At 70.7% G+C, this 26309-nt stretch carries 28 protein-coding genes; 11 read left to right on the forward strand and 17 right to left on the reverse strand.

The annotated features are described in order from the left end of the window. Window positions 1-18 precede the first annotated feature (18 nt). The 5 genes from ACXJY8_RS05340 to xoxJ all read left to right on the forward strand — a co-directional run bounded on the left by ACXJY8_RS05340 (window position 19) and on the right by xoxJ (window position 5562). Window positions 19-756, forward strand: a complete 738-nt coding sequence (locus ACXJY8_RS05340; protein ID WP_463777035.1) for an ABC transporter permease — start codon at window positions 19-21, stop codon at window positions 754-756. Next, complete coding sequence (locus ACXJY8_RS05345) at window positions 737-1501, forward strand: ABC transporter ATP-binding protein (RefSeq protein ID WP_463777040.1); 765 nt, start codon at window positions 737-739, stop codon at window positions 1499-1501. The genes ACXJY8_RS05340 and ACXJY8_RS05345 overlap by 20 nt, the downstream gene beginning before the upstream one ends. Window positions 1502-2164: 663 nt before the next feature. Then, on the forward strand, window positions 2165-3967 hold the full coding sequence (xoxF5, locus tag ACXJY8_RS05350; protein ID WP_108038892.1) for a lanthanide-dependent methanol dehydrogenase XoxF5: 1803 nt from the start codon (window positions 2165-2167) through the stop codon (window positions 3965-3967). 171 nt (window positions 3968-4138) lie between these two features. Next, window positions 4139-4708, forward strand: a complete 570-nt coding sequence (locus tag ACXJY8_RS05355) for a c-type cytochrome, methanol metabolism-related (RefSeq protein ID WP_463780387.1) — start codon at window positions 4139-4141, stop codon at window positions 4706-4708. Beyond that, complete coding sequence (xoxJ, locus tag ACXJY8_RS05360) at window positions 4708-5562, forward strand: rare earth element methanol dehydrogenase accessory protein XoxJ (protein ID WP_463777046.1); 855 nt, start codon at window positions 4708-4710, stop codon at window positions 5560-5562. Before ACXJY8_RS05355 ends, xoxJ begins: the two co-directional genes overlap by 1 nt. A gap of 314 nt (window positions 5563-5876) precedes the next feature. Here the strand turns inward: xoxJ and folK are convergent, their stop codons facing one another. The 16 genes from folK to ACXJY8_RS05440 form a co-directional block, all read right to left on the reverse strand. Next, window positions 5877-6350 carry a 2-amino-4-hydroxy-6-hydroxymethyldihydropteridine diphosphokinase gene (gene folK, locus ACXJY8_RS05365; RefSeq protein WP_463780392.1) on the reverse strand — a complete coding sequence of 158 codons (474 nt, stop codon included), beginning with the start codon at window positions 6348-6350 and terminating at the stop codon, window positions 5877-5879. A gap of 14 nt (window positions 6351-6364) precedes the next feature. Beyond that, window positions 6365-6739 (reverse strand): dihydroneopterin aldolase, encoded by a 375-nt coding sequence (gene folB / locus ACXJY8_RS05370; protein ID WP_463777053.1) that lies wholly within the window; start codon window positions 6737-6739, stop codon window positions 6365-6367. Then, the gene (gene folP, locus ACXJY8_RS05375; protein ID WP_463780395.1) at window positions 6736-7509 is read right to left on the reverse strand and encodes a dihydropteroate synthase; all 774 of its coding nucleotides are present in this window, start codon (window positions 7507-7509) and stop codon (window positions 6736-6738) included. The genes folB and folP overlap by 4 nt, the downstream gene beginning before the upstream one ends. 244 nt (window positions 7510-7753) lie before the next feature. Next, window positions 7754-8134, reverse strand: coding sequence for a hypothetical protein (locus ACXJY8_RS05380; protein ID WP_463777058.1), 381 nt, complete (start codon window positions 8132-8134; stop codon window positions 7754-7756). After that, window positions 8115-8810 (reverse strand): hypothetical protein, encoded by a 696-nt coding sequence (locus ACXJY8_RS05385; protein ID WP_463780398.1) that lies wholly within the window; start codon window positions 8808-8810, stop codon window positions 8115-8117. The genes ACXJY8_RS05380 and ACXJY8_RS05385 overlap by 20 nt, the downstream gene beginning before the upstream one ends. Window positions 8811-8836: 26 nt before the next feature. Beyond that, a complete protein-coding gene (pqqE, locus tag ACXJY8_RS05390) occupies window positions 8837-9994 on the reverse strand; it encodes a pyrroloquinoline quinone biosynthesis protein PqqE (protein ID WP_055951555.1) in 1158 nt (385 codons plus the stop codon). Further along, window positions 9991-11088, reverse strand: a complete 1098-nt coding sequence (gene pqqC / locus ACXJY8_RS05395) for a pyrroloquinoline-quinone synthase PqqC (protein WP_463777063.1) — start codon at window positions 11086-11088, stop codon at window positions 9991-9993. Before pqqC ends, pqqE begins: the two co-directional genes overlap by 4 nt. A gap of 143 nt (window positions 11089-11231) precedes the next feature. Beyond that, window positions 11232-12134 (reverse strand): pyrroloquinoline quinone biosynthesis protein PqqB, encoded by a 903-nt coding sequence (gene pqqB / locus ACXJY8_RS05400; protein WP_463777066.1) that lies wholly within the window; start codon window positions 12132-12134, stop codon window positions 11232-11234. A gap of 43 nt (window positions 12135-12177) precedes the next feature. Then, the gene (pqqA, locus tag ACXJY8_RS05405) at window positions 12178-12267 is read right to left on the reverse strand and encodes a pyrroloquinoline quinone precursor peptide PqqA (RefSeq protein WP_055889187.1); all 90 of its coding nucleotides are present in this window, start codon (window positions 12265-12267) and stop codon (window positions 12178-12180) included. Window positions 12268-12467: 200 nt separating this feature from the next. Continuing rightward, window positions 12468-13172, reverse strand: a complete 705-nt coding sequence (locus ACXJY8_RS05410; RefSeq protein WP_463777071.1) for a response regulator transcription factor — start codon at window positions 13170-13172, stop codon at window positions 12468-12470. Next, window positions 13169-14791 (reverse strand): sensor histidine kinase, encoded by a 1623-nt coding sequence (locus tag ACXJY8_RS05415; protein ID WP_463777074.1) that lies wholly within the window; start codon window positions 14789-14791, stop codon window positions 13169-13171. The genes ACXJY8_RS05410 and ACXJY8_RS05415 overlap by 4 nt, the downstream gene beginning before the upstream one ends. Before the next feature lie 182 nt (window positions 14792-14973). Next, window positions 14974-15180 (reverse strand): hypothetical protein, encoded by a 207-nt coding sequence (locus tag ACXJY8_RS05420; RefSeq protein ID WP_463777076.1) that lies wholly within the window; start codon window positions 15178-15180, stop codon window positions 14974-14976. Between the two features lie 142 nt (window positions 15181-15322). Further along, a complete protein-coding gene (locus ACXJY8_RS05425) occupies window positions 15323-16120 on the reverse strand; it encodes a formylmethanofuran dehydrogenase subunit C (RefSeq protein WP_463777079.1) in 798 nt (265 codons plus the stop codon). Next, window positions 16117-17076, reverse strand: a complete 960-nt coding sequence (gene fhcD, locus ACXJY8_RS05430) for a formylmethanofuran--tetrahydromethanopterin N-formyltransferase (protein WP_463777081.1) — start codon at window positions 17074-17076, stop codon at window positions 16117-16119. Before fhcD ends, ACXJY8_RS05425 begins: the two co-directional genes overlap by 4 nt. 49 nt (window positions 17077-17125) lie before the next feature. Then, window positions 17126-18769 carry a formylmethanofuran dehydrogenase subunit A gene (locus tag ACXJY8_RS05435; protein WP_463777084.1) on the reverse strand — a complete coding sequence of 548 codons (1644 nt, stop codon included), beginning with the start codon at window positions 18767-18769 and terminating at the stop codon, window positions 17126-17128. Further along, window positions 18763-19842, reverse strand: coding sequence for a formyltransferase (locus ACXJY8_RS05440; protein WP_463777089.1), 1080 nt, complete (start codon window positions 19840-19842; stop codon window positions 18763-18765). The genes ACXJY8_RS05435 and ACXJY8_RS05440 overlap by 7 nt, the downstream gene beginning before the upstream one ends. A gap of 282 nt (window positions 19843-20124) precedes the next feature. Between ACXJY8_RS05440 and ACXJY8_RS05445 the strand changes: the two genes are divergently transcribed. After that, window positions 20125-21111: a beta-ribofuranosylaminobenzene 5'-phosphate synthase family protein gene (locus ACXJY8_RS05445; RefSeq protein WP_463777093.1), complete on the forward strand. Its 987-nt coding sequence runs from the start codon at window positions 20125-20127 to the stop codon at window positions 21109-21111. Between the two features lie 110 nt (window positions 21112-21221). Continuing rightward, window positions 21222-22115, forward strand: coding sequence for an NAD(P)-dependent methylenetetrahydromethanopterin dehydrogenase (locus ACXJY8_RS05450; protein WP_463777096.1), 894 nt, complete (start codon window positions 21222-21224; stop codon window positions 22113-22115). On the opposite strand, the gene ACXJY8_RS05455 is transcribed toward ACXJY8_RS05450, so the two are convergent. Continuing rightward, a complete protein-coding gene (locus tag ACXJY8_RS05455) occupies window positions 22085-22444 on the reverse strand; it encodes a hypothetical protein (RefSeq protein WP_463777098.1) in 360 nt (119 codons plus the stop codon). The two genes, ACXJY8_RS05450 and ACXJY8_RS05455, sit on opposite strands and share 31 nt — an antisense overlap. On the opposite strand from ACXJY8_RS05455, the gene ACXJY8_RS05460 reads away from it, so the two are divergent. From ACXJY8_RS05460 to ACXJY8_RS05475, 4 genes are all read left to right on the forward strand, one after another. Further along, window positions 22421-23290: an ATP-grasp domain-containing protein gene (locus tag ACXJY8_RS05460; RefSeq protein WP_463777100.1), complete on the forward strand. Its 870-nt coding sequence runs from the start codon at window positions 22421-22423 to the stop codon at window positions 23288-23290. The two genes, ACXJY8_RS05455 and ACXJY8_RS05460, sit on opposite strands and share 24 nt — an antisense overlap. Continuing rightward, window positions 23287-24273, forward strand: a complete 987-nt coding sequence (mch, locus tag ACXJY8_RS05465; protein WP_463777102.1) for a methenyltetrahydromethanopterin cyclohydrolase — start codon at window positions 23287-23289, stop codon at window positions 24271-24273. The genes ACXJY8_RS05460 and mch overlap by 4 nt, the downstream gene beginning before the upstream one ends. A 186-nt stretch (window positions 24274-24459) precedes the next feature. Next, on the forward strand, window positions 24460-25371 hold the full coding sequence (locus ACXJY8_RS05470; RefSeq protein WP_463777104.1) for an ATP-grasp domain-containing protein: 912 nt from the start codon (window positions 24460-24462) through the stop codon (window positions 25369-25371). Continuing rightward, window positions 25368-26198: a triphosphoribosyl-dephospho-CoA synthase gene (locus ACXJY8_RS05475; protein WP_463777106.1), complete on the forward strand. Its 831-nt coding sequence runs from the start codon at window positions 25368-25370 to the stop codon at window positions 26196-26198. The genes ACXJY8_RS05470 and ACXJY8_RS05475 overlap by 4 nt, the downstream gene beginning before the upstream one ends. Window positions 26199-26309: the final 111 nt, after the last annotated feature.

Raw genomic sequence — 26309 nt, forward strand, 5'->3', positions numbered from 1 at the left:
CCCGACGCCCTGACCCCCATGGGTTTTGCCACCCGCCTCGCTTCCGTGCTGGTCCTCCTCGCGGGGTGGCAGGTCGCGGCGTCCGCCGCCGGCTCGCGGCTGCTGCCGGCGCCACTCGCGATCGTCGACTTCCTCGCGCGCGAATCCGCCACCGGCGACCTGTGGTGGAACGTCGGCATCACCCTGTCGCGGGTCGGGATCTCCTTCTTCCTGGCGATGACCCTCGGGGTGCTCCTCGGCATCGCCCTCGGCCGCTCGCGCCGGCTGAACCTCGTCCTCGACACCCCCCTGCTCATCCTCCTCAACACGCCCGCCCTGGTGATCACGGTGCTGGCCTACATCTGGGTCGGCCTCAACGAGGCGGCCGCCATCGTCGCCGTGGTGCTGAACAAGCTGCCGAACGTCGCCGTGATCCTGCGCGAGGGCGCCCGCGGCCTCGATCCACAGCTCGAGGAGATGGCGCGCAGCTACCGCTTCGACCGGCGGACCTGGATCGCCCATGTGCTGATCCCGCAGTTGCAACCCTTCGCGGTGGCGGCCGCGCGCTCGGGGCTGTCGCTCGCCTGGAAGATCGTGCTGGTGATCGAACTGCTCGGCCGACCCAACGGTGTCGGCTTCGCGATCAACTACTACTTCGTCCAGAGCCTGAACGTGGCGGCCATCGTCGGCTACAGCATCGTATTTATGAGCGTGATGATCGCCATCGACATCCTCATCCTGCAACGGCTCGAAGCCTATGTCCGACGCTGGCGCTGAGGGTGGATCCGCTCCCGGCGCGACGGCCCTGCGGGTCGCGATCGTCCGGAAGGTCTATGGCGGGGCCGGCCCCGAGCCGGTCGAGGCCGTGCGCGATCTCGCCTTCTCGATCATCGGCGGGGAGATCACCTGCCTGATCGGCCCGTCCGGGGCCGGCAAGACCACCACCCTGCGCATCCTCCTCGGCCTCGATCCCGATTATGAGGGCAGCGTCACCCCGCCGCCGGACCAGGCCGGCATCGCCATGGCGTTCCAGGAGCCGCGCCTGCTGCCCTGGCGCACCGTCGAGCAGAACGTGCGCCTCGCCCTGCCGCGGACCGAGCGGCGGCAGGATCTCGACCTCCTGTTCGAGTCCCTCGGGCTGGCGCCCTGGCGCGGGCGCTATCCGGGCGCGCTGTCCCTCGGCATGGCCCGGCGGGTCTCCCTCGCCCGGGCGCTGGCCCAGAAGCCCCGCATCCTCATCCTCGACGAGCCCTTCGTCTCCCTGGACGACAACGCGGCGGCGGCCCTGCGTGGCCTGGTGGTCGCGGCGGTGGGGAATTCGGGGATGGGTGTCCTGATGGTGACCCACAACGTCGCCGAGGCCCTGGAGATCGCCGACCGTCTGCTCCTGGTCTCGGCCCGCCCAGCGAGCCTCCTCGGGACCATCACCCTCGACCGGCCCCGCGGGCAGCGCGACCGAGCCTGGGTGGAAGCGAACCGCGCCGACCTCGCCACGCGGTTTCCCGGTGTGATCGCGGTCTGATTCGATCACGGGCCCGCATCGACCGCGGGATTTCCCCCATCTGTTCTGAAACCGGATGCGGCGAGACCGCGCATCGGGTCACGGGCACAACCCGTCGATCCGGACGGACGCAGCTCCGCCCGCAGGAACGCCCGACGCGGCGATTCCAGCATTATAAAACAAGCAATGCATTTTGTTTCATGCCCGTTCGCCGATCCGGCTCGCGACGTGATCGCGATGGGTCAACGAGGACATGCCATCTGCGGCCAAGCTGAACCGACATGCGTCGACCGCATGAAGAACCGGCAAAGATCTATAAAACACTTTATCTTACCATTTCGCGATATTGCGGTGCACCATCTTATGGTGCGTAGCGTGAGCCGTTTAGAACGTCGCTGGATCGTTCACGACGACTTGTGCGAAGCCTGGATGCACGGCGCGCAAGCGTGTTGACGCCGCCCGAATTTTTCTTAGAGTTCATTCAAGCTTCGGTTTCGAGGGGCGCCGCAAAGGGATAGCGGCCCCTGACCACACAGACCCTGCTCAAACCTTTTATGGTTTGGTGATCAGGGTTTGGCGTCCGCTACCGAGGCGAACCTATCCCTGTCGCAAACAGTCAGATCACGGCGTGATCCTGCAGCTACTGCTGCGTGATCACGGCTGGAAGATCTGTCGGAGGAATCCATGAGAGCGGTACATCTTCTCGCACTCGGCGCCGGCATGGTCGCTTCGACCACGGCGTTCGCCAACGAAGACGTCCTGAAGCGCACGGCCAACCCGGCCGAGCAGGTCCTTCAGACCGTCGACTACGCCAACACGCGCTATTCGAAGCTCGACCAGATCAACGCCAGCAACGTCAAGCAGCTCCAGGTCGCCTGGACCTTCTCGACCGGCGTGCTGCGCGGCCACGAGGGCTCGCCGCTCGTCGTCGGCAACATGATGTACGTGCACACCCCCTTCCCGAACATCGTCTACGCCCTCGACCTCGACAAGGACGGCGTGATCGCCTGGAAGTACGAGCCCAAGCAGGACCCGTCGGTCATCCCGGTGATGTGCTGTGACACGGTCAACCGTGGTCTCGCCTACGCCGATGGCGCCATCATCCTGCACCAGGCCGACACCACGGTCGTCTCGCTCGACGCCAAGACCGGCAAGGTGAACTGGTCCGTCGTCAACGGCGACCCCAAGAAGGGTGAGACCAACACCGCGACCGTTCTCCCGGTGAAGGACAAGATCATCGTCGGCATCTCCGGCGGCGAGTTCGGCGTGAACTGCCACGTCACCGCCTACGACGCCAAGACGGGCAAGAAGGTGTGGCGCGGCCACTCCCAGGGCCCCGACGCCGACATGATCATGGACCCCGAGAAGACCACCTCGCTCGGCAAGCCGGTCGGCAAGGACTCCTCGCTGAAGACCTGGGAAGGCGATCAGTGGAAGACCGGCGGCGGCTGCACCTGGGGCTGGTTCTCCTACGACCCCAAGCTCGACCTGATGTACTACGGCTCGGGCAACCCCTCCACCTGGAACCCCAAGCAGCGTCCGGGCGACAACAAGTGGTCCATGACCATCTGGGCGCGTAACCCCGACACGGGCGCCGCCAAGTGGGTCTACCAGATGACCCCGCACGACGAGTGGGACTACGACGGCATCAACGAGATGATCCTCACGGATCAGAAGGTTGACGGCAAGGAGCGTCCGCTCCTGACCCACTTCGACCGTAACGGCTTCGGCTACACCCTCGATCGCGCCACCGGCGAGCTCCTGGTCGCCGAGAAGTACGATCCGGTCGTGAACTGGGCCTCCAAGGTCGACATGGACAAGGGCTCCAAGAACTACGGCCGCCCGCTCGTCCAGGCCAAGTACTCCACCGAGCAGAACGGTGAGGACACCAACTCCAAGGGCATCTGCCCCGCGGCGCTGGGTTCGAAGGATCAGCAGCCCGCTGCTTACTCCCCGAAGACCAACCTGTTCTACGTGCCCACCAACCACGTCTGCATGGACTACGAGCCGTTCCGGGTCTCCTACACCCCCGGCCAGCCCTACGTCGGTGCGACCCTGGCCATGTACCCGGCCCCCAACAGCCACGGCGGCATGGGTAACTTCATCGCCTGGGACGGCGTGAACGGTAAGATCAAGTGGTCGAACGCCGAGCAGTTCTCGGTGTGGTCGGGTGCCCTCGCCACCGCCGGTGACGTGGTGTTCTACGGAACCCTGGAAGGCTACCTGAAGGCTGTCGACTCCAAGACGGGCAAGGAACTCTATAAGTTCAAGACCCCGTCGGGCATCATCGGCAACGTGATGACCTACAGCCACAAGGGCAAGCAGTTCGTCGGCATCCTGTCGGGTGTCGGTGGCTGGGCCGGCATCGGCCTCGCGGCCGGCCTGACCGACCCGAACGCCGGTCTCGGCGCGGTGGGTGGCTACGCTGCCCTCTCGAACTACACCAACCTCGGTGGTCAGCTGACCGTCTTCTCGCTGCCGAACTAATCGGTCGCACGTTACGGTAAGGCCTTGGGTGCCGGCGCGGGTTTCCGCGCCGGCACCTTTATGATTAGAGTTGGAAGAACAAGATGTGAAACACGCGGCTTGTCAGCCGACGTGGAGTTCCTGGGAGAAACGTCGTTGCATATCATCAGCAAAGCCGCCATCCGTCCGCTCATGGCGGCGTTCGCCCTCGCCACCGTCTCGACTTTTGCTGTTCATGCCGAGGACGCCAAGAAGGCTGACCCGGCTCTTGCCAATCAGCTGGACCCGAATGCTCCGGACAAGGACGCCAAGCTGATCGACAAGTTCGCGGCCGTGAAGGTCGAGGACGGAAAGTATCAGGACGCCGAGGGCCACCCGACCTTCCACATCACCAACGATGGCAAGAAGTTCGACTGGTACGCCTATTCGGGCTACCGCCGCTATCACGCCGAGTGCCACGTCTGCCACGGCCCCGATGCCATGGGATCGACCTACGCGCCGGCCCTGAAGGACTCCCTCAAGACGATCGGCTACGAGGAGTTCATCGGCATTCTCGCCGGCGGCAAGCGCGACACGCAGGCAGGCCAGGAAAAGGTCATGCCGGCTTTCGGCGACAACAAGAATGTCATGTGCTACGCGGACGACCTGTACGTGTATCTGAAGGCTCGTGCGTCCGGCGCCATGCCGCGCATCCGCCCGAGCGACAAGGAAGACAAGCCCGAGGCGGCCAAGACGGCCGAGAAGGAGTGCCTGGGCGGCTGATGACGCATCCAGGCTCCCGGACGGGTCTCGCGCTCGCGCTCCTGCTGCTCGCGGCAGGAGCGCGACCGGCGCTGGCCCAATCGCTGCCGGACCTCGTCACGACGGACACCCTGCGTGTCTGCGGTGATCCCGGCAACATGCCGTTCTCCGAACGCAAGGAGGATGGCTTCGAGAACAGGATCGCGGCGATCATCGCCGACGAGCTCAAGGTCAAGATTCGCTATTACTGGCTGACGCAGGGGCCCGGCTTCGTCCGCAACACCCTCGGCACCGGCCTGTGCGACATCATCATCGGATCGGCCGCCGGCGGCGAGCTCGTCCAGCACTCGAACCCTTATTACCGCTCCGCCTACACGCTGGTCACCCGTACGGGTGAGTTCGACGGGGTCGCCCGCCTCGACGATCCCAAGCTCAAGGGCAAGTCGATCGGCGTCATCGGCGGCACGCCCCCGGTCAACCGGATGGGCGAGGTGGGCCTCGTCAGTGCGATGAAGGCCTACGCTCCCTACCAGCTCGATCCGGCCCGCAAGCACCAGACCGTCTCGGCCGAGGTCATCGCGGATCTGGCCGAGAAGCGCATCGACGCGGCGATCCTCTGGGGTCCGGCCGCCGGTTGGCTCGCCAAGCAGAGCGGCGTACCGATGACGGTCACGCCGCTGCTACAGGAGCCCGACCGCCCGCCGCTCACCTTCCGGATCGCCCTCGGGGTCCGCCTGGAGGAGAACGACTGGAAGCGCACGCTCAATACGATCCTACGCAAGCGCCGCGCCGACATCGAGAAGGTGCTGCGCGACTACGACGTGCCGCTGTTGGAGGAAGAGGGCAACAAGCTCCTCGACGCTCCGGCCCCCTGAGACGGAAGGCGGCGGATCGGCTCCGCCGCCGCCATCGTATGCCCGGCTCGCTTGCACGCGTCGATCCGAGGCGCAAACCTGCGCAGCGTCCCCCCGGCTCGCTGAAGGTCTTATCCGCGACGTCGGCGCAGGCCGCCAGCGGCGCGAACGAGGGCCGCGCGTCTTGGCGTCGACCTCCTGGATCCATGGCCTGCACGATGGGCCGTTCTGACTCGGCCACCCGCACCGCCTTCCTCCCGGAGAGCGACGGCTGCGTGGGCGTCATCGACGCCGAGCGGGTCGCGACCTGCGACGGAATCGAGATCCGGCCCTGATCAGACCCGCTCGATGCCTGCAGCGTCGAGCTTGGCCAGGGCCTCGGTCACCGTTTCGGGGCCGATGCGCAGATCCGGGGCGATCTCGGCCAGGGGCATCAGCACGAAGGCGCGCTCGCGCACGAAGCGGTGCGGCAGCACCAGGCGGGCATCCGAGATCGCCGCGCCCTCGTAGGACAGCACGTCGATGTCGATCACCCGCGGCCCCCAGCGGCGCTCGCGCACCCGGCCCATGGCGGTCTCGATGGCTAGGCCCGCCTCCAGGAGGTCGTGCGGAGTCAAGCTGGTCTCGATCCCGATCGCGGCGTTGAGGAACCAGTCCTGATCGGTGTCGCCCCAGGGTGGGGTACGATAGTCGGACGAGCGCGCGGTGACGCGAATGCCCGGCGTGGCGGCGAGCCGCGCCACCGCATCGGCCAGGGTCGCGGCCTTGTCGCCGATGTTGCTGCCGAGGCCGAGATAGGCCGCGTGCAGCCCCGATGCCGCGTTCATCGGGCCGCCTCGCGGCTACGGACGATCTCGATGGCGACTCCGTCGATCACGGCCGGCACCGGCGCGCTCGGCTTGTCCACCCGCACCCGGATCTCGGTGATGGTCGGGTGCCGGTCCAGGATCTCGGCCGCGATGGCTTCCGCCAGCGCCTCGATCAGGGCGAAGCGCCGCTGCGTGGCGATCCGGGTCACGATCTCGGTGAGGTCGGCATAGCTCACGGTCCGGGCGACGTCGTCGGAGCGCCCGGCCGCCGCGAGATCCAAGCGGACGTCGAGGGAGACGTAGAAGCGCTGCCCGAGGCGTGCCTCCTCCGGCAGGAGGCCGTGGAAGGCGAAGACGGCGATGCGGTCGACGAGGATGCGGTCGCTCATGCGGCGTGTCCCATCACGGCGTCGACCACCCGGAGCGCGTCCACATGCGGACGGACATCGTGGACCCGCACGATCTGCGCGCCGAGCGTGGCGGCGAGCACATGGCTGCCGATGGAGCCGAACAGGCGGTCCACCGGCTTGGTCTCGGCGTCGTGCAGGCGCCCGAGGAGCGACTTTCGCGAGACGCCGACGAGGACGGGAAAGCCCAGGGCAACGATCTCGGGCAGGCGCCGCAGGGCTTCGAGGTGCTGGGCCCAGCTCTTGCCGAAGCCGATCCCGGGGTCGAGCACGATGTCGCCGTCGCGAAGGCCGGCGGCGCGTGCGATGGCGAGCGAGCGCTCGAAGAACCGCAGCATGTCGGCGACGATGTCGATGGCCGGATCGATGGTCTCGCGATTGTGCATGATCATCACCGGTGCCCCGTGATCGGCGGCGACCCGGGCGATGTCGGGCTCGCGCTGGAGGCCCCAGACGTCGTTCACGATGCGGGCGCCGGCCTCCAGCGCCACCCGCGCGGTCGAGGCCTTGTAGGTGTCCACCGAGATCGGGACGGGCAGGCGCGGGGCGAGGTCGCGGATCACCGGCAGGATGCGGGCCTGCTCCTCCTCCGCCGAGACCGGCACGTGGCCGGGGCGGGTGGATTCGCCGCCGATATCCACCAGGGCCGCGCCCTCCGCCACGAGGGTCTCGGCCTGCGCGCGGGCAGGATCGAGATCGGCGAAGCGGCCGCCATCCGAGAAGGAATCGGGCGTGACGTTGAGGATGCCCATCACGAGCACGCGCCGTCCGAGATCGGGCAGGAGCGACGTCAGCGGGGCCGGCAGGTCTGGGGGCACGGGATTGCTCGGGTTCGAAGGCGGGCGCGTCCGGGGCGCGTCCTCGGCCGGGATGCCGCTGTCTTTGAACGCAATACCGGGTCGGAGCAACGCCCATGCCGAGGTCGGAGCCGAACACGGCCCGGTCCTGCGCCGCCGCCTCGAGGCGGCGGCGTCGCGGCAATGTCGAGGGTCCCGGTCAGGTCCCGCCGCGGTAGCAGCGGATCTCTGCCTCGGCCTGGGCGCGGCGAAGTTCAGCCACCTGATCGTCGAAGACCTTGGTCGACTTGAACGCGGTGGTGCGCTGGCCGATGCCCTGGCGCAGGGAGAGCACGGTGCTGGCCTGGACGTACTTGTCGTAGGGCAGCAGCGAGGCGAGCGCGTCGAGGGAGCAGGAGCAGCGCGACAGCGACTCGCGCGACTGGCCGTTGGCGGCCATGCAGCCGAAGATGTAATCGGCCCGGGCCTCGGTCGGGTAGTCGTTCTCGGGCTCGGCCGCCGCCGCCGCGCCGACCACGAGAGCCGCGGCGCAGGCGCCGGCGGCGAGGCGCGGAAGCCGCTTAACCAGCGTTCGGATCATAGCTCAGGTTCTCCTGCAGGAGTTCGCCACCCTCGGCGTTCTTGGAGCTCGCCTCGATCGAAACGAGCTCGCCGGGCACGGCCTCGGAGGTGACGAAGGTGTATTTCAGGTTCTCGAAGCCGCGCATGCGCTCCTTCATCTTGTCGTCGACGAAGGGCTGCGTCTCGATGCGCCAGGCGTCGACCTTCCGGCCCTTGTAGTCGATCTGCGTCGGCGTCACGGTGGCGTTGTCGCGCAGGCCCTTGCGGATGGCGTTCTTGATGTAGCGCGGGTTGGCCATCAGCACGCGGGCGAGGTCCATCAGGTGATGCTCCAGGAAGAGCGTCATCACGGGGTTGCCGGGCATGTCCTCGAACGGGCCGGCCGGGAAGCGGTTGGCGCCGGAGAACATCTCCACACGGATATTACGGTTGTCCGCGGCGTTACCGGGTTCCACACCGAGCTTGATCGTGTCGTTCAGCGGCGGCCCGAACGGCCCCTTCGAGATGCCGCTGCGGCGCAGGTAGTCGTAGGTGAGCTTCGACCCGGGGGGGACGTTCTTCATCTGCGGCTGCTCGAAGAGCAGGTCCGAGGCATTCGGGGGCGTCGCGGTGTTGGCCTGGGTGACGGCGAGCGTCTCAGACGCCGGAGGCGCGGCGGGCGCGGTCTGGGCGAGCGCGGGCGCGCCCGCGAGCATCACGAACGCGGCAAGGGTGACGGGCTTCAAAGCGGCGCTTCCTCATTCAGCGGCGTACGCACATTGGGCTGCACGTTACTGCCGATGGTCCGGTAGACGTAGTCGGGCGGCGTCTCGGCCGCCTCCTCGGTGGCGAGATCGCGCACCTTGGCGTGGAGCGGCGACAGGGAGCAGGCCGGGTCGGTGGCCGCCGCGTCCCCGGCGAGCGCCAGGGCCTGACAGCGGCAGCCGCCCCAATCCTTCTCCCGCCGGTCGCAGGAGCGGCAGGGCTCCTTCATCCAGTCCGTGCCGCGATAGGCCGTGAAGGCCGGGGAATTCGCCCAGATGTCGCCGAGCGAATGGTCGGACACGTACCAGAATTCGAGGTTCGGGATCGTCTCGGCGGCGTGGCAGGGCAGCACCTTGCCCTGCGGCGTCACGTTCATGAGCTTGCGGCCCCAGCCGCCGGCACAGGCCTTCGGGTACTTCGCATAGTAATCGGGCACCACGAGATCGATGACGAGCTGCCCCTTCAGGCGCTCGCGGGCGGCCTCGACGATACGGATCGAGCGGTCGACTTCGGCCTTGTTCGGCATCAGGGCGGCGCGGTTCACGTAGGCCCAGCCGTAATACTGGGTGTGGGCGACCTCCAGGCGCTTGGCGCCGAGCTTCACGGCCAGGTCGATGAAGCCCTCGACCTCGTGGATGTTGCCCCGGTGGATCACAGAGTTCAGTGTCAGCGGCAGTCCGAGCTGCGTCACGCGCTCGGCGAAGGCGAATTTCTGCGGCTGGGCGTTCTTAAGGCCGCCGATCTTCTCGGCATTGGCCGCGTCGACGCCCTGCACCGAGAGCTGAACGTGGTCGAGGCCGGCATCGTAGAGCGCGTCGAGCTTCTGCAGGGCGCCGCCGACGCCGGAGGTGATGAGGTTGGAATACAGACCCAGTTTCGCGCAGGTCGCGGTGATCTCGACGATGTCGTTGCGCGCCGTCGGCTCGCCGCCCGAGAGGTGGACGTGCAGCACGCCCAAGCCCGCCGCCTCCGTCAGCACCCGCTGCCACGTCGCCGTGTCGAGCTCGCCCGAGCGCCGGTCGAGTTCGAGCGGATTCGAGCAGTAGGGACAGCGCAGCGGGCAGCGATGGGTCAGCTCCGCGAGGAGCCCGACCGGAGCCGGCAGGGTGGGGGCGTTCGGCGTGATCGCGTTCATCGCTCCAGGACCCGTTTCGTGGCCAGATCGTTCAGCATCACGAGGATGTCGGCCTCGATCACGGCGGCATCGGCCGTGAACTTTTCGGCCAGCAGCCCGGCGATGTCGCGCACGCTGCGCTGCCCGTCGACCAGTTCGAGCACCGCCACCGCGTTGGCGTCGAGGTCGAAGGTGCGCTCGGGCGCCAGGAGGACGTGCTGGTCGCGCACGGCGTCGTGGCGCAGGCGCACGCCGCGGGGCAGGCGCGGCACGTCGTGCGCCGTCAGGGTGCCGGTGCCGGCCGCCAGCGGTCCGGACGCCTGGGCCACCGCCGGCTCGGGCACCAGCCCGGTGCCGGGCGTCCAGGCATCGGGCGGGGTCAGGCCGGGGGCGACGTAGGCGAAGTAGAGCGCGTCGAGCTGCGTCCAGAGCACGTTGCACTTGAACGTCAGCGCATCCATCGCCTGGCGCTGCAGCGCCGGCGTGGTGGCGTGCTCCTTGACGTAGGCGATGGCAAAGTCCGCGTCGCGCGGGGCCTGGGTCAGGCGCTTGTCGAAATACGCCAGCGTGTCCTTGGTGATGAAGTCGTAGTTCTTCAGCATCCCGGCCACCCGCTCCGAGATGATGGTCGGCGAGAACATCTCGGTGAGCGAGGAGGCGATCGCCTCCAGGAGCGAGCGCTCCTTCACGAAATGCACGTAGGCATCCACCGAGAACCGGGTCGCCGACAGGATGCCTTGCGTCGATTCCACGTAGTCGCGGGCGAAGCCCACGCCCTCGGCGAGCTTGAGCCAGCGCTCGATGCCGCCGTCGCCGGGCGCGTCGCCGTCATGGTCGACGATGCGCTGGCGCCAGACCCGGCGCAGCGACGCGTCGGTCATCCGGGCGAGCACGGCGGCGTCCTTCACCGGGATCATCGCCTGGTAGTAGTAGCGGTTCAGCGCCCAGGCCCGGACCTGATCCTTGCTGAGCTTGCCGTCGTGCAGCAGGCGGTGGAACGGGTGCAGGTTGTGGTAGCGGCGCGCGCCGATGTCGCGCAAGGCCGCCTCGAGTTCCTCGGGCGAGAGCAGGCGCTGAGCCTCGTCGGTCTTCGGGGTCGGGAAGGGCGCGGTCATGGCGTGGCTCGCGGATCAGCGGGAAGCGGTTTTAGGAACTTTTCTTATCAATCGCGCCGCGTCCCGTGAAGGCCGCTGACGCAAACACGCAATTCAATCGGACACAATGTATGCCGTCGGCAGTAAACTGCCAGATGGCCGCATCACGAAAGGGACAGCGTCAATCCGTCATGGGCCACGGTCCAGCCCGCCGCCTCGACCTGCCGGCGCTCGTCGGAGCCCTCGATCAGCACCGGGTTGGTGTTGTTGATGTGGACGAAGACGCGCCGGCCGATATCGACATCCGCGAGGGCCGCGATGGAGCCGCCGTCCCCGGTCATCGGCACGTGCCCCATGCGCCAGCCGGTCTTGGTGCCGACGCCGGCCCGGATCATGTCGTCGTCGAGGAGGACGGTCCCGTCGAACAGCAGGGCGTCGACCCCGCCGATGCGGGCCTTCAGGTCCTCGGTGACGCGGGCGCAGCCGGGGATGTAGGCGAGGCGCCGCCCGCCGGCCTCGATCATCGCGCCCACCGTGGTCTCGGTCTCGGCGCCGATCTCCAGGGTCTCGTCCTCGAGCCACAGGGGCACCTTGCCGGGCACCGCGAACAGGGTGACGCTCAGGCCCGGCACCGGCTCGAAGGCACGGTGGAGGGCGATCGGCTCGCGGGCCACCACGCCCGCGGCCATCACGTCGAAGACCCGGTTGGCGTTGACCGAGTCGAGGATGCCGGCGGTGCCGTAGAGGGTGAAGGGCTGGCCCTCGCGCAGGGTCAGCAGGCCGGCGACATGGTCGACGTCGCCGTTGGTCAGCAGCACGGCATGGATCGGCGAGTGCCGGAGTCCGCTGCGCGGATGCATCGCCGGATTGTCGAACAGCTGCTGGCGGATATCGGGGGAGGCGTTCACCAGGAGCCAGCGCTCTCCATCGGGGGAGACGGCGATGCTCGACTGGGTCCGCGGCCTGACGCGGGTCTCGTCCGCGCGGGCGAGGGAGCAGATCGGGCAGCGGCAATTCCACTGGGGAAGGCCGCCGCCCGCGGCCGAACCGAGGATCAGGACATGCATGGTGGAACCGACGCTGCCTTGGGACCCTCGGGTTCGACGAAACTTAGTTGAAGGTGTCGATCTCAGCCGACTCGTAGCTGGTGACTTCCATGCCGACGCAGATCTCGGAAACGATGGGGGCGGCCCAGGTCATGGTGTTTCTCCTGAAAGTTTCTTCTGAACGTCAGCAGCATCCCGATCGCCTCTAAGAAGATCGTAAGACACTGACGGCGCAGTGATTTCTGTCGCCGGGCTGGTATCGACAATTTGGCTCGGCAGTTCAAGCGCTAAATTGCCGGTTTCTCCCGGCGACCCCCGTGAATCCGCCGCCGCCGTTAACGCGCGGTGCCGGAATCAGTGCCGGAAATCCTGTCCCTTGAGGTCGAGCATGAAGCCCCGGCCCCGCACCGTGACGATGACCGGACCGCCGAGGCGGACGAAGTCGGACAGCTTGGTCCGCAGGTAACCCACGTAGACATCGACGACATTCAGCGAGAGGCCGCCCTGGCCGGCCCAGAGCTTGTCGAAGATGTCGCCCCGGGAGACGGGGTGGTTGGCGTTGTCCATCAGGAGGGCGAGGAGCTCGGCCTCGCGCGGGGTGAGGCGCGCCGTCGCATCCGCGAAGCCGACCTGCCGGATGGTCAGGTCGAGCATGAGCTTGCCGGCCGTGACGATCGAGCGCGGCGCCTCAGAGGCCTTGCGGCGCAGGAGGTGGGTCTGGAGGCGGGCGAGCAACTCGTCGAAGACGAAGGGCTTCACGATGTAGTCATCGGCGCCGAGCGCCAGCCCCTCGGCACGGTCGCGCACCTCGTCCCGGGCCGAGAGGAAGAGAATCGGCCCCGGATAGCCGCCCTCGCGCAGGGAGCGGCAGACGTCGTGGCCGGAGCCGTCCGGCAGGGTGATGTCGAGCACCACCGCCTCGGGCGCCTCGGCGCGGGCGGCCGCGAGGGCGTCGTCGACCCGCCCGGCCACGCCGACGGAGAAGCCCTCCGCCTCGAGGCCGCGGGCGAGCATGGCGCGGATGTCGCTGTCATCCTCGACGATCAGTACGCGCGTCATGCCACGGTCTCCTGGGCGCCCGTCGGGTGAGGCGAGGGGGAATGCTCGGCGTCGCTGGGGGACAGCGCGGGCAGGTCGAGGGCGACCTGCGCACCGCGCCCGCCCGGCCCCGCCCCGAGGCGGATGGTGCCATCATGACGCTCCACGACCCAGCGCGCCAGGGCCAGGCCGATGCCGAAGCCGGCCTCTCCCGTGGGGCTGTCGCGGCGGAAGCGCTCGAACAGGCCGTCGCCGAGGTCCGGGAAGCCCGGCCCGTCGTCGGTGATGGTCACGACCACGCGCCCCCCCTCCACCGGCGCCAGGGCGGCCACCACCCGGGTGAGCCCGGTGGCGTGGCGCAGGGCGTTGTCGATCAGGCTCTCGACCACCTGGCGCAGCCATTCCCGGTCGGCGAGCAGCATCGGGTCGGTCTCGGCGGGATCGAGGCTGAGGCCCACGCGCCGGCGGGCGGCCTCGGAGGCCATGCCGTCGACGGCGTCGGCGAGGATCTCCCCCGCGCCCACCGGCCGGCGGTCGAGCTCGATCTGGCCCGATTCGGAGCGGGCGACGCGCAGCAGATCCTCGACCCGGCGCTTCAGGCCGAGGGCGCGCTTGCGGATGGTGGCGAAGACGGGAGTGACGTCGCGCTGGCGCGCGGCCGCGCGGGCGGCGATGTCGCACTCGCCGAGGATGACCGTGAGGGGCGTGCGCAGTTCGTGGCTGACATCGGCGAAGAAGCGCCGGCGCGAGCGGTCCACCGCCTCGAGCCGGGCATTGGCGGCGCGCAGGTCGAGGGTGCGGGCCGCCACGGTGTCCTCCAGGGCCGCGCGGTCGGCGGCGAGGCGGCCCTCGCGCCGGGCGAGGCGGGCGGCCATGCGGTTGAAGTTCGCCACCAGCAGGCCGAGCTCGTCGCGGGTGGCCACCGAGAGGCGGGTGTCGAGCTCGCCCCGGCCCACGGCGCTGGCGGCGCGGCGCACGGCCTCGATCCGGGCCAGCACGGGGCGGGTCACCGCCCGGTACAGCAGGAGCACGATGGCGAGCGCCCCCGCCACGGCGGCCAGCGAGGCGACCCGCAGGGTGCTGGAGAGCGCGCGGGCGGCGTCCGAACCGGCGATCATCGAGCGCCGCTCCACCTCGATCAGGAAGGAGAGGGGCTGCCCGGTCATGGCGCCGAAGCCGTTCAGGGCGCCCCGGATCGCCGCCTTGCGCGACTCGTCCTCGGACTGGCGCAGAACCTGGGCCACCTGCCGGTCGAGGACCGCGCGGGCCGCGCGCAGCTGCGCCAGGGGCCGGGTGCGGGCGGCGTATTGCGTCCGGTCGAGGGGGTCGTCGCTCGAGGCGATCGAGCGCCCCAGGGCCTCGTCCACCGCCACCAGGGCCCGGTCGACATTGGTGCGCGCCACCGCCAGCCCCTCCGGCTGCGCATCCGGGTTGCTCACCGCCTCCAGGGCGGCGAGGCCGTACTGGGTCATGCGCCCCGACAATTCGACGAGGAGTTCCAGGCGTCCCTGCGCCGCGAGCGTCCGGTCGATGGTGCGCTCGGCCGCGTTGATCGAGGCGAGCACCCCGAGGGCGGCCAGGACGACGAGGAGCGCGGTGGCGCCGAGGAGCAGCGCGAACCGGACCTTCAGCGAGCGCATGGTTCTGCCAGCCTATCCTGCGTTCGTCGCGACGCGTTCCGTGTCCTGCTGGATGCGCCGCCTTGCCGGATACGTCGCCTTGCCGAATGCGCCGATCCGTTCCGTCCCCGGCAGGATCTCTAGGCCGAGGTCGGCCGGAGAGGCAAGGCGGCGGGGTTCGGCCGAAGCTTACCTGCGCCCGTTCACAGGTCGCGCGGCTGACTGCCCCGGACGGCACAGCGCCACTTGGTGACGTGCCATTCGGGGTGCTCCTCCTGCCACTTGGCAATCGCGCTCTGGGAATTGCGCAGGCAGACGACGGGGCTGCGCGCCTCGTAGGAGAGGTCGATCTTGTCCTCGCGGCATTGCGAGGGCTGCGAAAGGAGGCAGATCGAGAGCAGGATGAGCATCGGTGACGCCGGGTTCGCGCGGGGGGAGGCGCGGGAGGCCGGCACTATGGTGCCATCCCGCGGTCGACGAAGGTCGTCCGATCGGGAGAATTGTGCAAGTCCGGCGGCCGGATCGACCGGACTCGTGATGGCGGGGCGGCCCTCAGGCCGCCGCCACCCAGAGTTCGCCCTTGCCCAGGGTCGCGAGATCGCCCGAGTAGCGGGTCAGCGCCCCGGCCGCGAGGTCGGCATGCGCCGGGCTCAGGGGCCGGAGCGAGCGCGCGAGCAGGCGCAGGAACACGAGATCGTGCGTGCCGGTCTCGACGAAGCTCGGGGCCAGGGCCCCGACCTGGCCGGCCAGGATCGTGCCCCGGCGCATGCCGTAGCCCGGATGGTCGCCGAGGCTCGTGGCCGCGATGGTGCCGGCGATCATGCGCGCGCCCGCATGGGCCCCGGCCCGGCCCACCAGGATCAGGCCGCGCCGCATGCGGTCGCCGAGATAGTCTCCGGCCGATCCGTGGATCACCAGGGTGGCGCCGTCGAGCCCGGCCTTGGCCGCGTAGACCGCCCCGCCGGCATGGTCGCCGGCATCGCCCTCGATGGTGATGGTGCCGCCGGTGGCGCCCGATCCCGCGAAGGGGCCGGCCGAGCCCGTGACGGTGACGGAGCCGGACTGCATGCCCGCGCCGAGGCGCTGGCCGACATCGCCCGCCACCCGGATGCGGCCGCCGCTGAGCGCGGCGCCGACCCGGTCGAGGCGCGACGAACCGCCCTCGATGACGAGCTCGTCCGAGCCGTCGAGCGCGAGGGTGAAGCAGTCGCCCAGCGTCAGGCCGCGGCGGCTGGTGCCGACGGGGAGTCTGGCCGCCTCGGCCTCGCTGAGGCCGCTCAGGGAGAGCGGGTTGACGTGCAGGAGGTCGAGCCGCTCCGGCGGCTCCTGGCGCAGGGTCAGGGTGCTCATGCGGCTCCGGCCTCGCTGCTGCCCGGCTCCTTCGAGAGCAGGTTCTTCAGGTGATAATGGTGGCGGCCGAGATTGCCGCCGTAATTGCCGGCCGTGACCGCGACGAGGCCGTGGGCGGCCCCGGCCTCGGTCGCCGCATGCAGCGCCGCGCGCATCGATTCCGCGACGGCGTCGGAGGTCAGCGCGTCGATGACGATCTCCAGCACGACGCCGACCTCGGCCGAGAGTTCGGTGCCGGCCCGGCCCTTCAGGGTCGGGCAATAGGCGTCGTTGGTGGAGGCCATCATGCCCTTGGTGCGGGCGCCCACCTTCGAGCCGGAGCGGACGATGCCGCCGGGGAAGGGCAGGATCGCGCCGGACACCGCGCGGGCGGCCTCGACCGCGATCTCGGCGACCTTCAGGGTGTCGGCGTGCTTGCGCCCGAGGAACAGCAGGTTGCCGCCCCCGACCGCGCCGTCCACCGCGCGCACGAAGTCCTCGCACAGGAACTCGCCGTCCATGACGGGGATGCGCCAGTAGCGCCGGGCCTTGCCGGTCACCGGGTCGGTCAGGCGCTTGGCCACCGCGAAGCCGTCGCCGAAATAGCGGATCGCGCCGCCGAGCTTGATCTTCGTCGGCCCGTCGACGCCGGCGTAGCAGGCGGTGCCCGGGCAGGTGAGGATGCACTGGCCGACCCGCTTGAGGAGCTGGTCCTTGAGGCCGTTCGGCTCGAAGCCGAACAGCAGGACGCGCACGCCGGGGCGCCCGTCCGGCGTCTCCTCCGGGGAGAGCTCGCAGTCGATCCCGGCCTCGGCCCCGCAGCCGATCACCGAGGTGGCGAAGCCCGTCATCACGGTGGCGGCGATCATCGCCCATTTGGGCGTGTCGTTGGTGATGACGATGGCCGTGCCGGCGACGTCGAACGCCTCCGCGAAGGTGTCGATCACCGGGATGCCGTTGAGGGTGAGGTCCGTCATCTCAGTCACCGGTCCTCACGCGTCGCGCAGAGCGCACATCCGAGTTTGCTCACGACCGACATGCGACCTCCGCGAACACATCCGGCTTCGGGAAGGCCTCGTCGGGCACCGCGAAGCTCTTGAGGCCGGTGCCGAAGCGGTCCTGCAGGTAGGTCTCGGAGCGGGCCACCATCGCCTTGTCGGACTCGACGGCGAGTTCCAGGGTGCGGCCCGAACGCCAGGCCACGACCTCGCCGTCCTCCACGATGGTCTCGCCGTCCTTGAGCACCAGCCTGGCGCGGGCGAACATCGCGGTGCGGTTCGGATCGTCGCGATAGACCGCGACGTCCGCGCGGGCCCCCTCGCGCAGGTGGCCGCGATCGGCCAGGCCGAGGAGCTTGGCGGGGCCCGAGCGGGTGAGCTGGGCGATCTCCGAGAAGCTGTACTCGCGCTCGATGGCGCCGAGGCCGGAGCGCTCGGCGATGACCTTGTGCAGGGAGGATATTTCGCGGTCGCGCTCCTCCTTGTCCATCAGGAAGTGGATGATGCGGGGGTAATCCGTGAACGGGCCGCCGTTCGGGTGGTCGGTGGTCAGGATGGTGCGCTCCGGCTCCTTGGACAGGAGCATCAGCTCGAGGCCGATCGCCCATTGCAGGGAGCTCACCGCCCCGCGCGGCTTGTACAGGAACGGCACCACGCCGCCGCCCTCCGCGTCGCCCGCGTTGACGATCCACTTCTTCGGATTGGCACCCTTGCGGCCGGCGAACTGGCGCAGGATGTCCAGCGAGATCGTCACGGTCTGGCCGAAGGCGACCTGGCCGACGTCGTAGGTCGCGTTCGGGTGTGCCTCCATGGCCTGCGTGATGCGCTCGGCCGCCGAGCGGAAGCCGCCGGTGAGGGGGTTCTCCGGATCGGCGACGCCGTAGGCGTAGAACTGGGCGTGGGCGAAGTGGATGCGCCGGCCCTCCGCCGCCTCCAGGGTGTCCACGAAGGACTCGTCCGCCCCCGGGATGCCGAGGTTGTTGCAGTGGACGTGGAGCGGGTGCGGCACGCCGATCTCCTCGACCGCGTCGAGGAGGGCGCCCATGATCTTGCGGGTGGAGAGGCCGTAGACCGGGATCTCGTCGTCGAGGCTGAGCTTCAGCATCCCGTCCTTGAAGGCCGAGGCGCCGCCCGCGTTGATGCACTTGACGCCGAGGCCCCGCGAGGTCGCCACCGAGAGGGCGACGAGGTCGCGCACCGCCGCCTTGCCCTCGCGCGCCCGCAGGAGCTGGAGCAGGTGGTCGTCGTTGCCCATCACCGTGAGGGCGCCGCGGTCGAGGAGCGGGATGTCGGCGAGTTCGAGCTGAGTCGCCAGCGCGTTGGCGGGCGGCATCGCGGGCTCGACCGCCAGGGTGTAGCCCATCCGCGCGTAGTTCGCGCCGATCCAGGCGGCCGAGCCGCCGGCATGGGCGAAGGGGTGGCCCTCGGGCGCGGCCTCGCTGGCGTAGAGCTCGGGCAGCAGGAGCCGGCTCATCACCACGTTGCCGCCGGCGATGTGCGAGTGCACCTCGACGCCGCCGGCCATCACGACGCAGCCGGTGGCGTCGATGGTCCGGTCGGGCGCGCGGTCGGAGGCGGCCACCACGCGGCCGTTCTCGATCCAGACCTCGCCGACCGCGTCGCGGCCGGCCGTCGGGTCGACGACCCGGCCTCCGTGAATCCGGATCAGCATGCGGCGCCCTTCTTCTGCGTGAGGCGGTCTTGGATGGCGGTGAGGATGCCGGCCGCGCTCAGCTCGGCGGTCTGGCCGGAGGCCGGCGCATAGGCGATCGCGGCCCGGCGCTCGTCCCACAGGCTGCCGCCGGCGGTCTCGCCGGGCACGCCCACGGCGAAGACCACGTCGGCGGCGTCGCCGCTGGCGTCCGGGCTGCCGACGCCCACGATGGCGATGCTCGGCAGGGACCCGAGCCAGTCGGGACGGGGAGCGGGGAGGGAGGCGAGCCAGAGCGCGGCGTCGGCCTCGCCGGCGGCGACCTGGCGGGCGCTGTCGAAGCGCCAGGGATCGTGCTCGGGCACGTGGCGGCCGAAGCCGACGCGGGGCGCCTGGCCCGTGGTCCAGGCGGCGAGCTGCAGGAGGGCGCGGCCCTGGAACGGGTCGGAGAGGGAGAGCCCGAAGAAGCGCGTGACCTCGTTGAGGTCCTTGATCATGCCCTGGAGCATCTCGACGCCGAGCTCGCCGATCTCGGCCGGGTCGTAGAGGACGACGCCGTACTGCGCGGCGGCGAGGCGCTTGGCGAGGTCGGCATAGGCGGCCTCCCCGGCGAGATGGCCCTTCAGGAAGGCGCGCAGGTGCGCGATCGAGACCGCGAGGCCGCCCGTCTCCGCCGGATAGGCCACGTGCCGGGTGGCGCCGTTGCGCGGGCCGCCCAGGGACAGGATCGTCCGTTCGGAGCCGGCGGCGCGGCCGCGGGTCGCCTGCGAGCCGGCGATGTCCTGGACGATCGCGCGGTCCCAGGGAGCGTTGCCGACGATGAGGACCGCATCGGCCCGGCCGACGGCCTCGGCCGGCGTCGTCGTCATGGCGCCGCCGTGGCTCAAGGGGCCGAGCTCGGCATAGAGGCTCGGGCCGGCCACGGGATCGACGGAGGCGCCGATGGCATCGGCAAGGTGGTAGGCCGCGCGCACCGCGCTCAACTCGGCGCAGAGGCCTGCCAGGACAGCATTCTGCGCTGAAGCGAGGAGCGTGGCGGCGGCCTCCACCGCCGCATCCGCATCCGTCGCACCACCCTTCACCCAGGCCGCCATGCGTTGCACCTTGGAAAATCGAGGGCCCGGCGCGCACCGTATTCGGCGTCGCGCGCGGCGGGACTGAGCCAGTCCATATCGTTGGGGCGGCACGTTTGCATCGCCGCCGCCGCCCAGGCAACCCCCCAGACCCGCCGCGTGCGAATCGGGACCCCGCCACCGCGCCGGGAGATTTGCCCGACGCGCTTGCGACGGGTCGGCGCTCCGTGGGAGAAGCCGGCGGCGCGGAATTCGCGGCCCGCCGGGGCACGAGGCCGTACGGAACGGAGAGGACGGGTCGCGATGGAGGGGATCGACGTGATGCGGATCCCGGGCGGGCCCGGCGAGCCCGGCACCGGCCTTCGCGTGCACGCCCCGGCCCGCCTGCATTTCGGCTTCCTCGACCTGCATGGCGGCCTCGGCCGGCGCTTCGGCAGCATCGGCCTCGCCCTCGACGCTCCCGCCGTGACCCTGACGGCGCGGCCGGCCGAACGCCTCGACGTGACCGGGCCGGAGGCGCGCCGCGCCGCCGCCTACGCCCTGGCGGCCGCCGGCCATCTCGGCATCGCCGGGCACGCCGCGCTCCACATCGAATCCGCCATCCCCGCCCATGCGGGCTTCGGCTCCGGGACCCAGCTGGCGCTCAGCGTGGCGGCGGCTTTGGCCGGCCTCGCCGGGCGGCCCTTCGCGCCGGAGGATTTCGCCAACGCCCTCGACCGGGGCAACCGCTCCGGCGTGGGCCTCGCCGCCTTCACGCGGGGCGGCCTCATCGTCGATGGCGGGCGCGACCCCGAGGGCAACCCGCCCCCGGTCATCGCCCGGCTGGCCTATCCGGAGGCTTGGCGCGTCGTGCTGATCCTCGACACCGGCATGACCGGCGTCCACGGCACCCGCGAGGTCGCGGCCTTCCGCGACCTGCCCCGCTTTCCGGAAGCCCAGGCCGCCGAGATCTGCCGCATCGTGCTGATGCAGGTGCTGCCCGCCGCGGTCACCGCCGAGCCGGAGGGGTTCGGCGCCGGCATCACCCGGATCCAGCAGCTGATCGGCGACCACTTCGCCCCCCACCAGGGCGGACGCTTCGCCAGCCCCGCCGTGGCCGAGGCGCTCGCCGCCATCGCCGAACTCGGGATCGCCGGCTACGGCCAGAGCTCGTGGGGGCCGACCGGCTTCGCCCTGGTGCCCTCCGAGGCCGAGGCGCGCGCCCTGGTGGGCATGCTGCAGCGGCCGGGCCCCCTGAAATTCCTGGTGGCGCGGGGCCGCAACACCGGCGCGACGGTCACCGCGCTTTAAGACGACGTCCTGTAGATCCGAGCTTCGGGCCGCCCGCACCGGGACGGCTTTGACAATTCGACGCCTCGGCGCACGATCGGGCCGCGTCACAGCACGAAGGGAGTCCGACGATGGCCCGCTCGATCCTGCACATGATCACGCCCCTGAAGCACATGAGCCCGTTCGACGTGAACATGGCCGTGGATGCGGGCTTCGAGACCATCGCCACCTACACGAATGCGACGCTCGCCGACGTGACGACGCTGGTCCAGGATTCGATCTTTTCGCGTAGCCCGCAGGACGGCGTGCGCACCGGGATCTTCATCGGCGGCAAGAACGCCGAGGAGGCCCTCGACATGGTGGACCGGGCCAAGAAGGCCCTGGTGCCGCCCTTCGCCAACCACATCTTCGCCGATCCGGCCGGCTCCTTCACCACCGGCGCCGCCATGGTGGCCGAGGTGACCCGCGCCCTGAAGGCGAAGTTCGACACCGGCCTCGAGGGCAAGCGCATCGTCATCTTCGGCGGCGCCGGGGTGGTCGCCTACGTCGCCGCGGTGATCGGCGCCCTGCACGGCGCCAGGGCCGTCCTCGTCGGCCATGACGGCGAGGAGCGCGTCAGCAAGATCGCCAACACCATGCGCTGGCGCTTCGACGTCGCGGTCGAGGCGGTGGACGGCTCCACCGTGGCGGCCCGGCGCGCCGCCATCGCCAATGCTGATGTCATCCTCTCGGCCGGCCCGGCCGGCATCCCGATCCTCACGGCGGAAGACCTCGAATCCGCCCCGAACCTGCTCGTCGCCTCGGACGTCAACGCCGTGCCGCCCGCCGGCATCGCCGGCATCGACGTCAACGCCATCGACGTGCCCCTGCCGACCGGCCGGGGCGTCGGCATCGGCGCCCTGGCGGTGGGCAACGTGAAGTACCAGACCGAGTCCCGCCTGTTCCGCCGGATGCTGGAGGCCGACGAGCCGCTCTGCCTCGATTTTCGCGACGCCTACACGCTGGCGGTCGAGGTGGCGGGCTGACGGCCGGCCCGTCCGGGCCGGCCCCGGCGCCGGCCGGTCGACCCCTCCTCATCGCCGCCCAGTCCGGCCGCGCCCTGGCCCAGGCGGCACGGCGGGCGGGCCTGATCCCCCTCGTCCTCGACCTGTTCGGCGATGCCGACACGCAGGCCCTGGCCGCGGGCTATCGGCCGGCGGACGGGCGCTTCGGCGCAGGCCGCCTCGGGGGCGAGGCCGTTCTCGACGCCCTCGACGCCCTCGCGGCCGAGGCTTCCGCGCCGCCCCTGGGCCTCGTCCTCGGCAGCGGTTTCGAGGCCGCCCCCGACTTGATGCGGGCCCTCGCGCAGCGCCACCGCCTCCTCGGCGCCGGCCCGGATTGCGTGGCCGCCCTCAAGGACCCCGACGCCTTCGCGGCGCTCTGCCGGGATCACGGCGTTCCGCACCCGGCCGTCAGCCGCGATCCCGTGCCGGACCGCAGCGCCTGGCTCCTCAAGCGGGCAGGGGGCTCGGGGGGCACGCATATCCGGCCGGCGCCGGGCGGGCCCGCACCGGCGGGGGCCTATTTCCAGGCGCGGGTGCCGGGACGGGCCGTGTCGCTGGCGATCCTGGCCGACGGCGCCGCGATCCGGGTGGCGGGCGTCACCGAGCAGTGGGGCGCCCCGTCGCCCCTGCAGCCCTTCCGGTATGCCGGTGCCCTGGAACGGGCGCGCCACGAGCCGCCGGTGCTCGCGCCCGGGCTGTCGGCGGCGATGGCGGCCGGGGTCGCGCGCCTGGCCGCGGCCACGGGCCTCAGGGGCCTCGCCAGCGCCGATTTCCTCGTGGACGGGCAGGCCTGGTGGCTCACCGAGATCAACCCCCGCCCGGGCGCCACCCTGGACGTGCTCGACCGGCGCCCGACGCCGCTCCTCGCCCAGCACATCGCCGCGAGCCTGGGCCGCCTGCCCGATCCGGACCCCGCACCAATGGATGCGGCAGCGTCCGAAATCTGCTACGCGGCCAGCGGCTACGCGCCGATGCCGCCGATCTCCTGGCCGGATTTCGTGCGCGACCGCCCAAGACCCGGCACCACGGTGGCGCGCCACGCGCCGCTGTGCACCCTGTTCGCCACAGGGCCGGACTCGGCCGCCACGAGAGCGATGTTGCGAAGCCGGGCCGCGGAACTGCGGACCCTGCTCGCCCTGACGGAGGGACACCCATGACCACCAGCCCGAGCGGCGCGAAATTCCCGTTTCCGAGCGTCAACGCCCTGACCGCCCCCCTGGTGGAGCGGCTGGTCGCCGATGCCGAGGCCCTGCGGCTGTCCGTGACCACCGAGAACGGCGCCCGCATGGTCGATGCCGGCGCCAGCGTGCGCGGCTCCATCGAGGCCGGGCGCCGCATCGCCGAGATCTGCCTCGGCGGCCTCGGCACCGTCTCGATCGCCCCCTCCGGCCCGATCGCGTCCTGGCCCTACTCGGTGATCGTGCACGCCGCCGATCCGGTCATCGCCTGCCTCGGCAGCCAGTATGCCGGCTGGTCGCTGGCCGACGAGACCGGGGATTCCGGCTTCTTCGCCCTCGGCTCCGGCCCCGGCCGCGCCGTCGCGGTGGTGGAGGACCTCTACGGCGAGCTCGGCTACAAGGACACCGCGACCCAGACCGCCCTGGTGCTGGAGGCGGCCGGCGGCCCGCCGGCCTCCGTCGTCGCCAAGGTGGCCGAGGCCACCGGCCTGGCCCCCGAGCAGCTGACCTTCATCTACGCCCCGACCCAGAGCCTGGCCGGCTCGACCCAGGTCGTCGCCCGCGTCCTCGAGGTCGCCCTGCACAAGGCCCACACCGTCGGCTTCGACCTGCACAAGATCGTGGACGGCATCGGCTCCGCCCCGCTCTCGCCGCAGCACCCGGACTTCATCCAGGCCATGGGCCGCACCAACGACGCCATCATCTACGGCGGCCGCGTGCAGCTCTTCGTCGAGGCCGACGACGCCGACGCGCAGCAGCTCGCCGAGCAGGTGCCCTCGTCGAACTCGGCCGATCACGGCGCGCCCTTCGCCGACATCTTCGCCCGGGTGAACGGCGACTTCTACAAGATCGACGGCGCGCTCTTCAGCCCCGCCGAGGTCATCGTCACCTCCGTCACCACCGGCAGGAGTTTCCGCGGTGGCCAGCTGATGCCGGAGCTGGTCGAGGCCTCGTTCCGGTAAGGCGCCGGCGCATGAACCCTCCCCCCTTTGCGGGGGAGGGTGGTCGCGGAGCGACCGGGAGAGGGGGCGACGGATCCGGATCTGGCGCTCCCCTCTTGCGGGACTTCGTCCCGACCCGACCCGCTGACGCGGGCCACCTTCTCCCGCAGGGGGGAGAAGGAACCGACGTTGAGGGTGTGAGAAAGCATGCGGATCGGGCTCGCGGCCGACAACGGCAACTGGCACAAGGCGCGCCTGAGGGCCGCCCTCGAACAGCTCGGCGCCGCGCCGGTGCTGTTCTCCATGGCCGACGTCGCGGTGGTGACGGGCGGCCCCGAGCCCCTGCGGGTGCCCGGCTTCGAGACCCTGCCGGACGGCGTCCTCCTGCGCACCATCGCGGGGGGCACCTTCGAGGCGACCACCATGCGCCTCGGCGTGCTGCACGCCCTGATGTCGGCCGGCACCCTCGTGTGGAATTCCCCCGGCGCGATCGAGCGCTCCGTCGACAAGGCGATGACGAGCCTGCTCGTCGACCGCGCCGGCCTGCCGACTCCGGAGACCTACGTGCTCTCGAAGCGCGAGGCCGCCGCCGAGATCGTGGCACGGGAGGCCCGGCCCGGCCGTCCCCTAGTGCTGAAGCCGCTCTTCGGCTCGCAGGGCGAGGGCCTGCAGCTGATCGAGCGCCCGGAGGACCTGCCCGACGAGGAGGCGGTGTCCCGGGTCTACTACCTCCAGCGCTACATCGCCCGCAGCGACGGCCTCTGGCGCGACTACCGGGTCTTCGTCTGCGAGGGCCGCGCCATCGCGGGCATGATCCGCGAGGGCGACGGCTGGATCACCAACGTCCATCGCGGCGGCCGGCCCCTGGCCTGGGCGATGCCGCCCGCCGCCGCGGAGCTCGCCGAGCGGGCGGCCGCCGCGGTCGGCGTCGACTACTCCGGCATCGACCTCGTCGAGGACGGGCAGGGGGGCTACCTTGTGCTCGAAGTGAACTCGATGCCGGCCTGGTCCGGGCTGCAGCAGGTCACCGAGGTCGACATCGCCCTCGCCGTCGCCCGCGGCTTCCTCAACGCCGTGCGGGCCGCCCGTCCGCCCCGCCTCGTCGCGGCCCTCGGATGAGCGCGCCCGAGGCCGTCGCCGCCGCCTACCGGGCGAGCTGCCTCGACGAGCTCGACGCCCTGAAGCCCGGCAACGTCCACGCCTTCGCCGACGGCCACCGCATGGCGGTGGCGGATTTCGTGGCGAGCGCGGAGATCTCCAGCCCCGCCCTCGCCGAGGCCGGGGCACCGGTCGGCCGGCGGGTGCTCCGGGCGGTCGAGGCGACGATGGAGCGGGTCGGCCAGAACACCAATCTCGGCATCCTGCTGCTCTGCGCGCCCCTCGCCCGGGCAGCGGAGGCGGGCCCGCCCCTGCGCGCCGCCCTCGGGGCGGTGCTCGACGGCTTCGACGCCGCGGATGCGCGGGACGTCTTCGCGGCGATCCGCCGGGCCAATCCGGGCGGCCTCGGCCGGGCCGAGCGCCACGACGTCACCGATCCGGCGGCCCCCGCTTCGCTCCGGGCCGCCATGGCGGAGGCCGCCCCGCGCGACGCCATCGCGCGGGCCTACGTCACTGGATTCGCCGACCTGTTCGCCATCGGCCTGCCGGCCCTGGCGGAAGCCCGGGCGCGGGCCCTGGCGCCGCCCTGGTGCACCACCGCCGTCTACCTCGCCTATCTCGCCCGGGTGCCGGACAGCCACGTGGCGCGCAAGCACGGCCCGGAGCGGGCGGAAGCCCTGCGCGCCGAGGCGGAAGCGCTGCTCGCTCTCGACCTCGCCACGGCCCCGGTGGACGTCCTGCTCGAACGGGACAGGGCCTGGAAGGCGGCCCGACTCAATCCGGGCACCAGCGCGGACTTCACGGTGGCCACCCTGTTCCTCGCCCGCCTGCTCGCGACCAAGGCCTGACATCGACCGTCCAAGCATGATTTCTTCGCCGTTCGTGAAGGTTCCGGCGGGCGATGAATAAATTGCCAGGCTGCACGCCCCGCGCAGGGTTGTTCCCGGCAAGGCCCCAGA

This window comes from Methylobacterium sp. TK31 (genome assembly GCF_055361545.1).

Bases quoted from the DNA above. Each gene is read 5' to 3' on its own strand.
- ACXJY8_RS05385 (WP_463780398.1), bottom strand. From the start codon at position 8,810: ATGCTCGCGGGCGCGCCCGCGCTCGCCCAGACCGCGCCCGCCGCGCCT.
- ACXJY8_RS05475 (WP_463777106.1), top strand. From the start codon at position 25,368: ATGAGCGCGCCCGAGGCCGTCGCCGCCGCCTACCGGGCGAGCTGCCTC.
- ACXJY8_RS05470 (WP_463777104.1), top strand. From the start codon at position 24,460: ATGCGGATCGGGCTCGCGGCCGACAACGGCAACTGGCACAAGGCGCGC.
- ACXJY8_RS05380 (WP_463777058.1), bottom strand. From the start codon at position 8,134: ATGATCCGAACGCTGGTTAAGCGGCTTCCGCGCCTCGCCGCCGGCGCC.
- xoxJ (WP_463777046.1), top strand. From the start codon at position 4,708: ATGACGCATCCAGGCTCCCGGACGGGTCTCGCGCTCGCGCTCCTGCTG.
- ACXJY8_RS05450 (WP_463777096.1), top strand. From the start codon at position 21,222: ATGGCCCGCTCGATCCTGCACATGATCACGCCCCTGAAGCACATGAGC.
- pqqB (WP_463777066.1), bottom strand. From the start codon at position 12,134: ATGCATGTCCTGATCCTCGGTTCGGCCGCGGGCGGCGGCCTTCCCCAG.
- ACXJY8_RS05420 (WP_463777076.1), bottom strand. From the start codon at position 15,180: ATGCTCATCCTGCTCTCGATCTGCCTCCTTTCGCAGCCCTCGCAATGC.
- pqqC (WP_463777063.1), bottom strand. From the start codon at position 11,088: ATGACCGCGCCCTTCCCGACCCCGAAGACCGACGAGGCTCAGCGCCTG.
- fhcD (WP_463777081.1), bottom strand. From the start codon at position 17,076: ATGACGGACCTCACCCTCAACGGCATCCCGGTGATCGACACCTTCGCG.
- ACXJY8_RS05445 (WP_463777093.1), top strand. From the start codon at position 20,125: ATGGAGGGGATCGACGTGATGCGGATCCCGGGCGGGCCCGGCGAGCCC.
- ACXJY8_RS05345 (WP_463777040.1), top strand. From the start codon at position 737: ATGTCCGACGCTGGCGCTGAGGGTGGATCCGCTCCCGGCGCGACGGCC.
- ACXJY8_RS05440 (WP_463777089.1), bottom strand. From the start codon at position 19,842: ATGGCGGCCTGGGTGAAGGGTGGTGCGACGGATGCGGATGCGGCGGTG.
- ACXJY8_RS05415 (WP_463777074.1), bottom strand. From the start codon at position 14,791: ATGCGCTCGCTGAAGGTCCGGTTCGCGCTGCTCCTCGGCGCCACCGCG.
- xoxF5 (WP_108038892.1), top strand. From the start codon at position 2,165: ATGAGAGCGGTACATCTTCTCGCACTCGGCGCCGGCATGGTCGCTTCG.
- ACXJY8_RS05410 (WP_463777071.1), bottom strand. From the start codon at position 13,172: ATGACGCGCGTACTGATCGTCGAGGATGACAGCGACATCCGCGCCATG.
- pqqA (WP_055889187.1), bottom strand. From the start codon at position 12,267: ATGACCTGGGCCGCCCCCATCGTTTCCGAGATCTGCGTCGGCATGGAA.
- folB (WP_463777053.1), bottom strand. From the start codon at position 6,739: ATGAGCGACCGCATCCTCGTCGACCGCATCGCCGTCTTCGCCTTCCAC.
- folP (WP_463780395.1), bottom strand. From the start codon at position 7,509: ATGGGCATCCTCAACGTCACGCCCGATTCCTTCTCGGATGGCGGCCGC.
- pqqE (WP_055951555.1), bottom strand. From the start codon at position 9,994: ATGAACGCGATCACGCCGAACGCCCCCACCCTGCCGGCTCCGGTCGGG.
- ACXJY8_RS05435 (WP_463777084.1), bottom strand. From the start codon at position 18,769: ATGCTGATCCGGATTCACGGAGGCCGGGTCGTCGACCCGACGGCCGGC.
- ACXJY8_RS05425 (WP_463777079.1), bottom strand. From the start codon at position 16,120: ATGAGCACCCTGACCCTGCGCCAGGAGCCGCCGGAGCGGCTCGACCTC.
- mch (WP_463777102.1), top strand. From the start codon at position 23,287: ATGACCACCAGCCCGAGCGGCGCGAAATTCCCGTTTCCGAGCGTCAAC.
- ACXJY8_RS05355 (WP_463780387.1), top strand. From the start codon at position 4,139: ATGGCGGCGTTCGCCCTCGCCACCGTCTCGACTTTTGCTGTTCATGCC.
- ACXJY8_RS05340 (WP_463777035.1), top strand. From the start codon at position 19: ATGGGTTTTGCCACCCGCCTCGCTTCCGTGCTGGTCCTCCTCGCGGGG.
- ACXJY8_RS05460 (WP_463777100.1), top strand. From the start codon at position 22,421: ATGCGGGCCCTCGCGCAGCGCCACCGCCTCCTCGGCGCCGGCCCGGAT.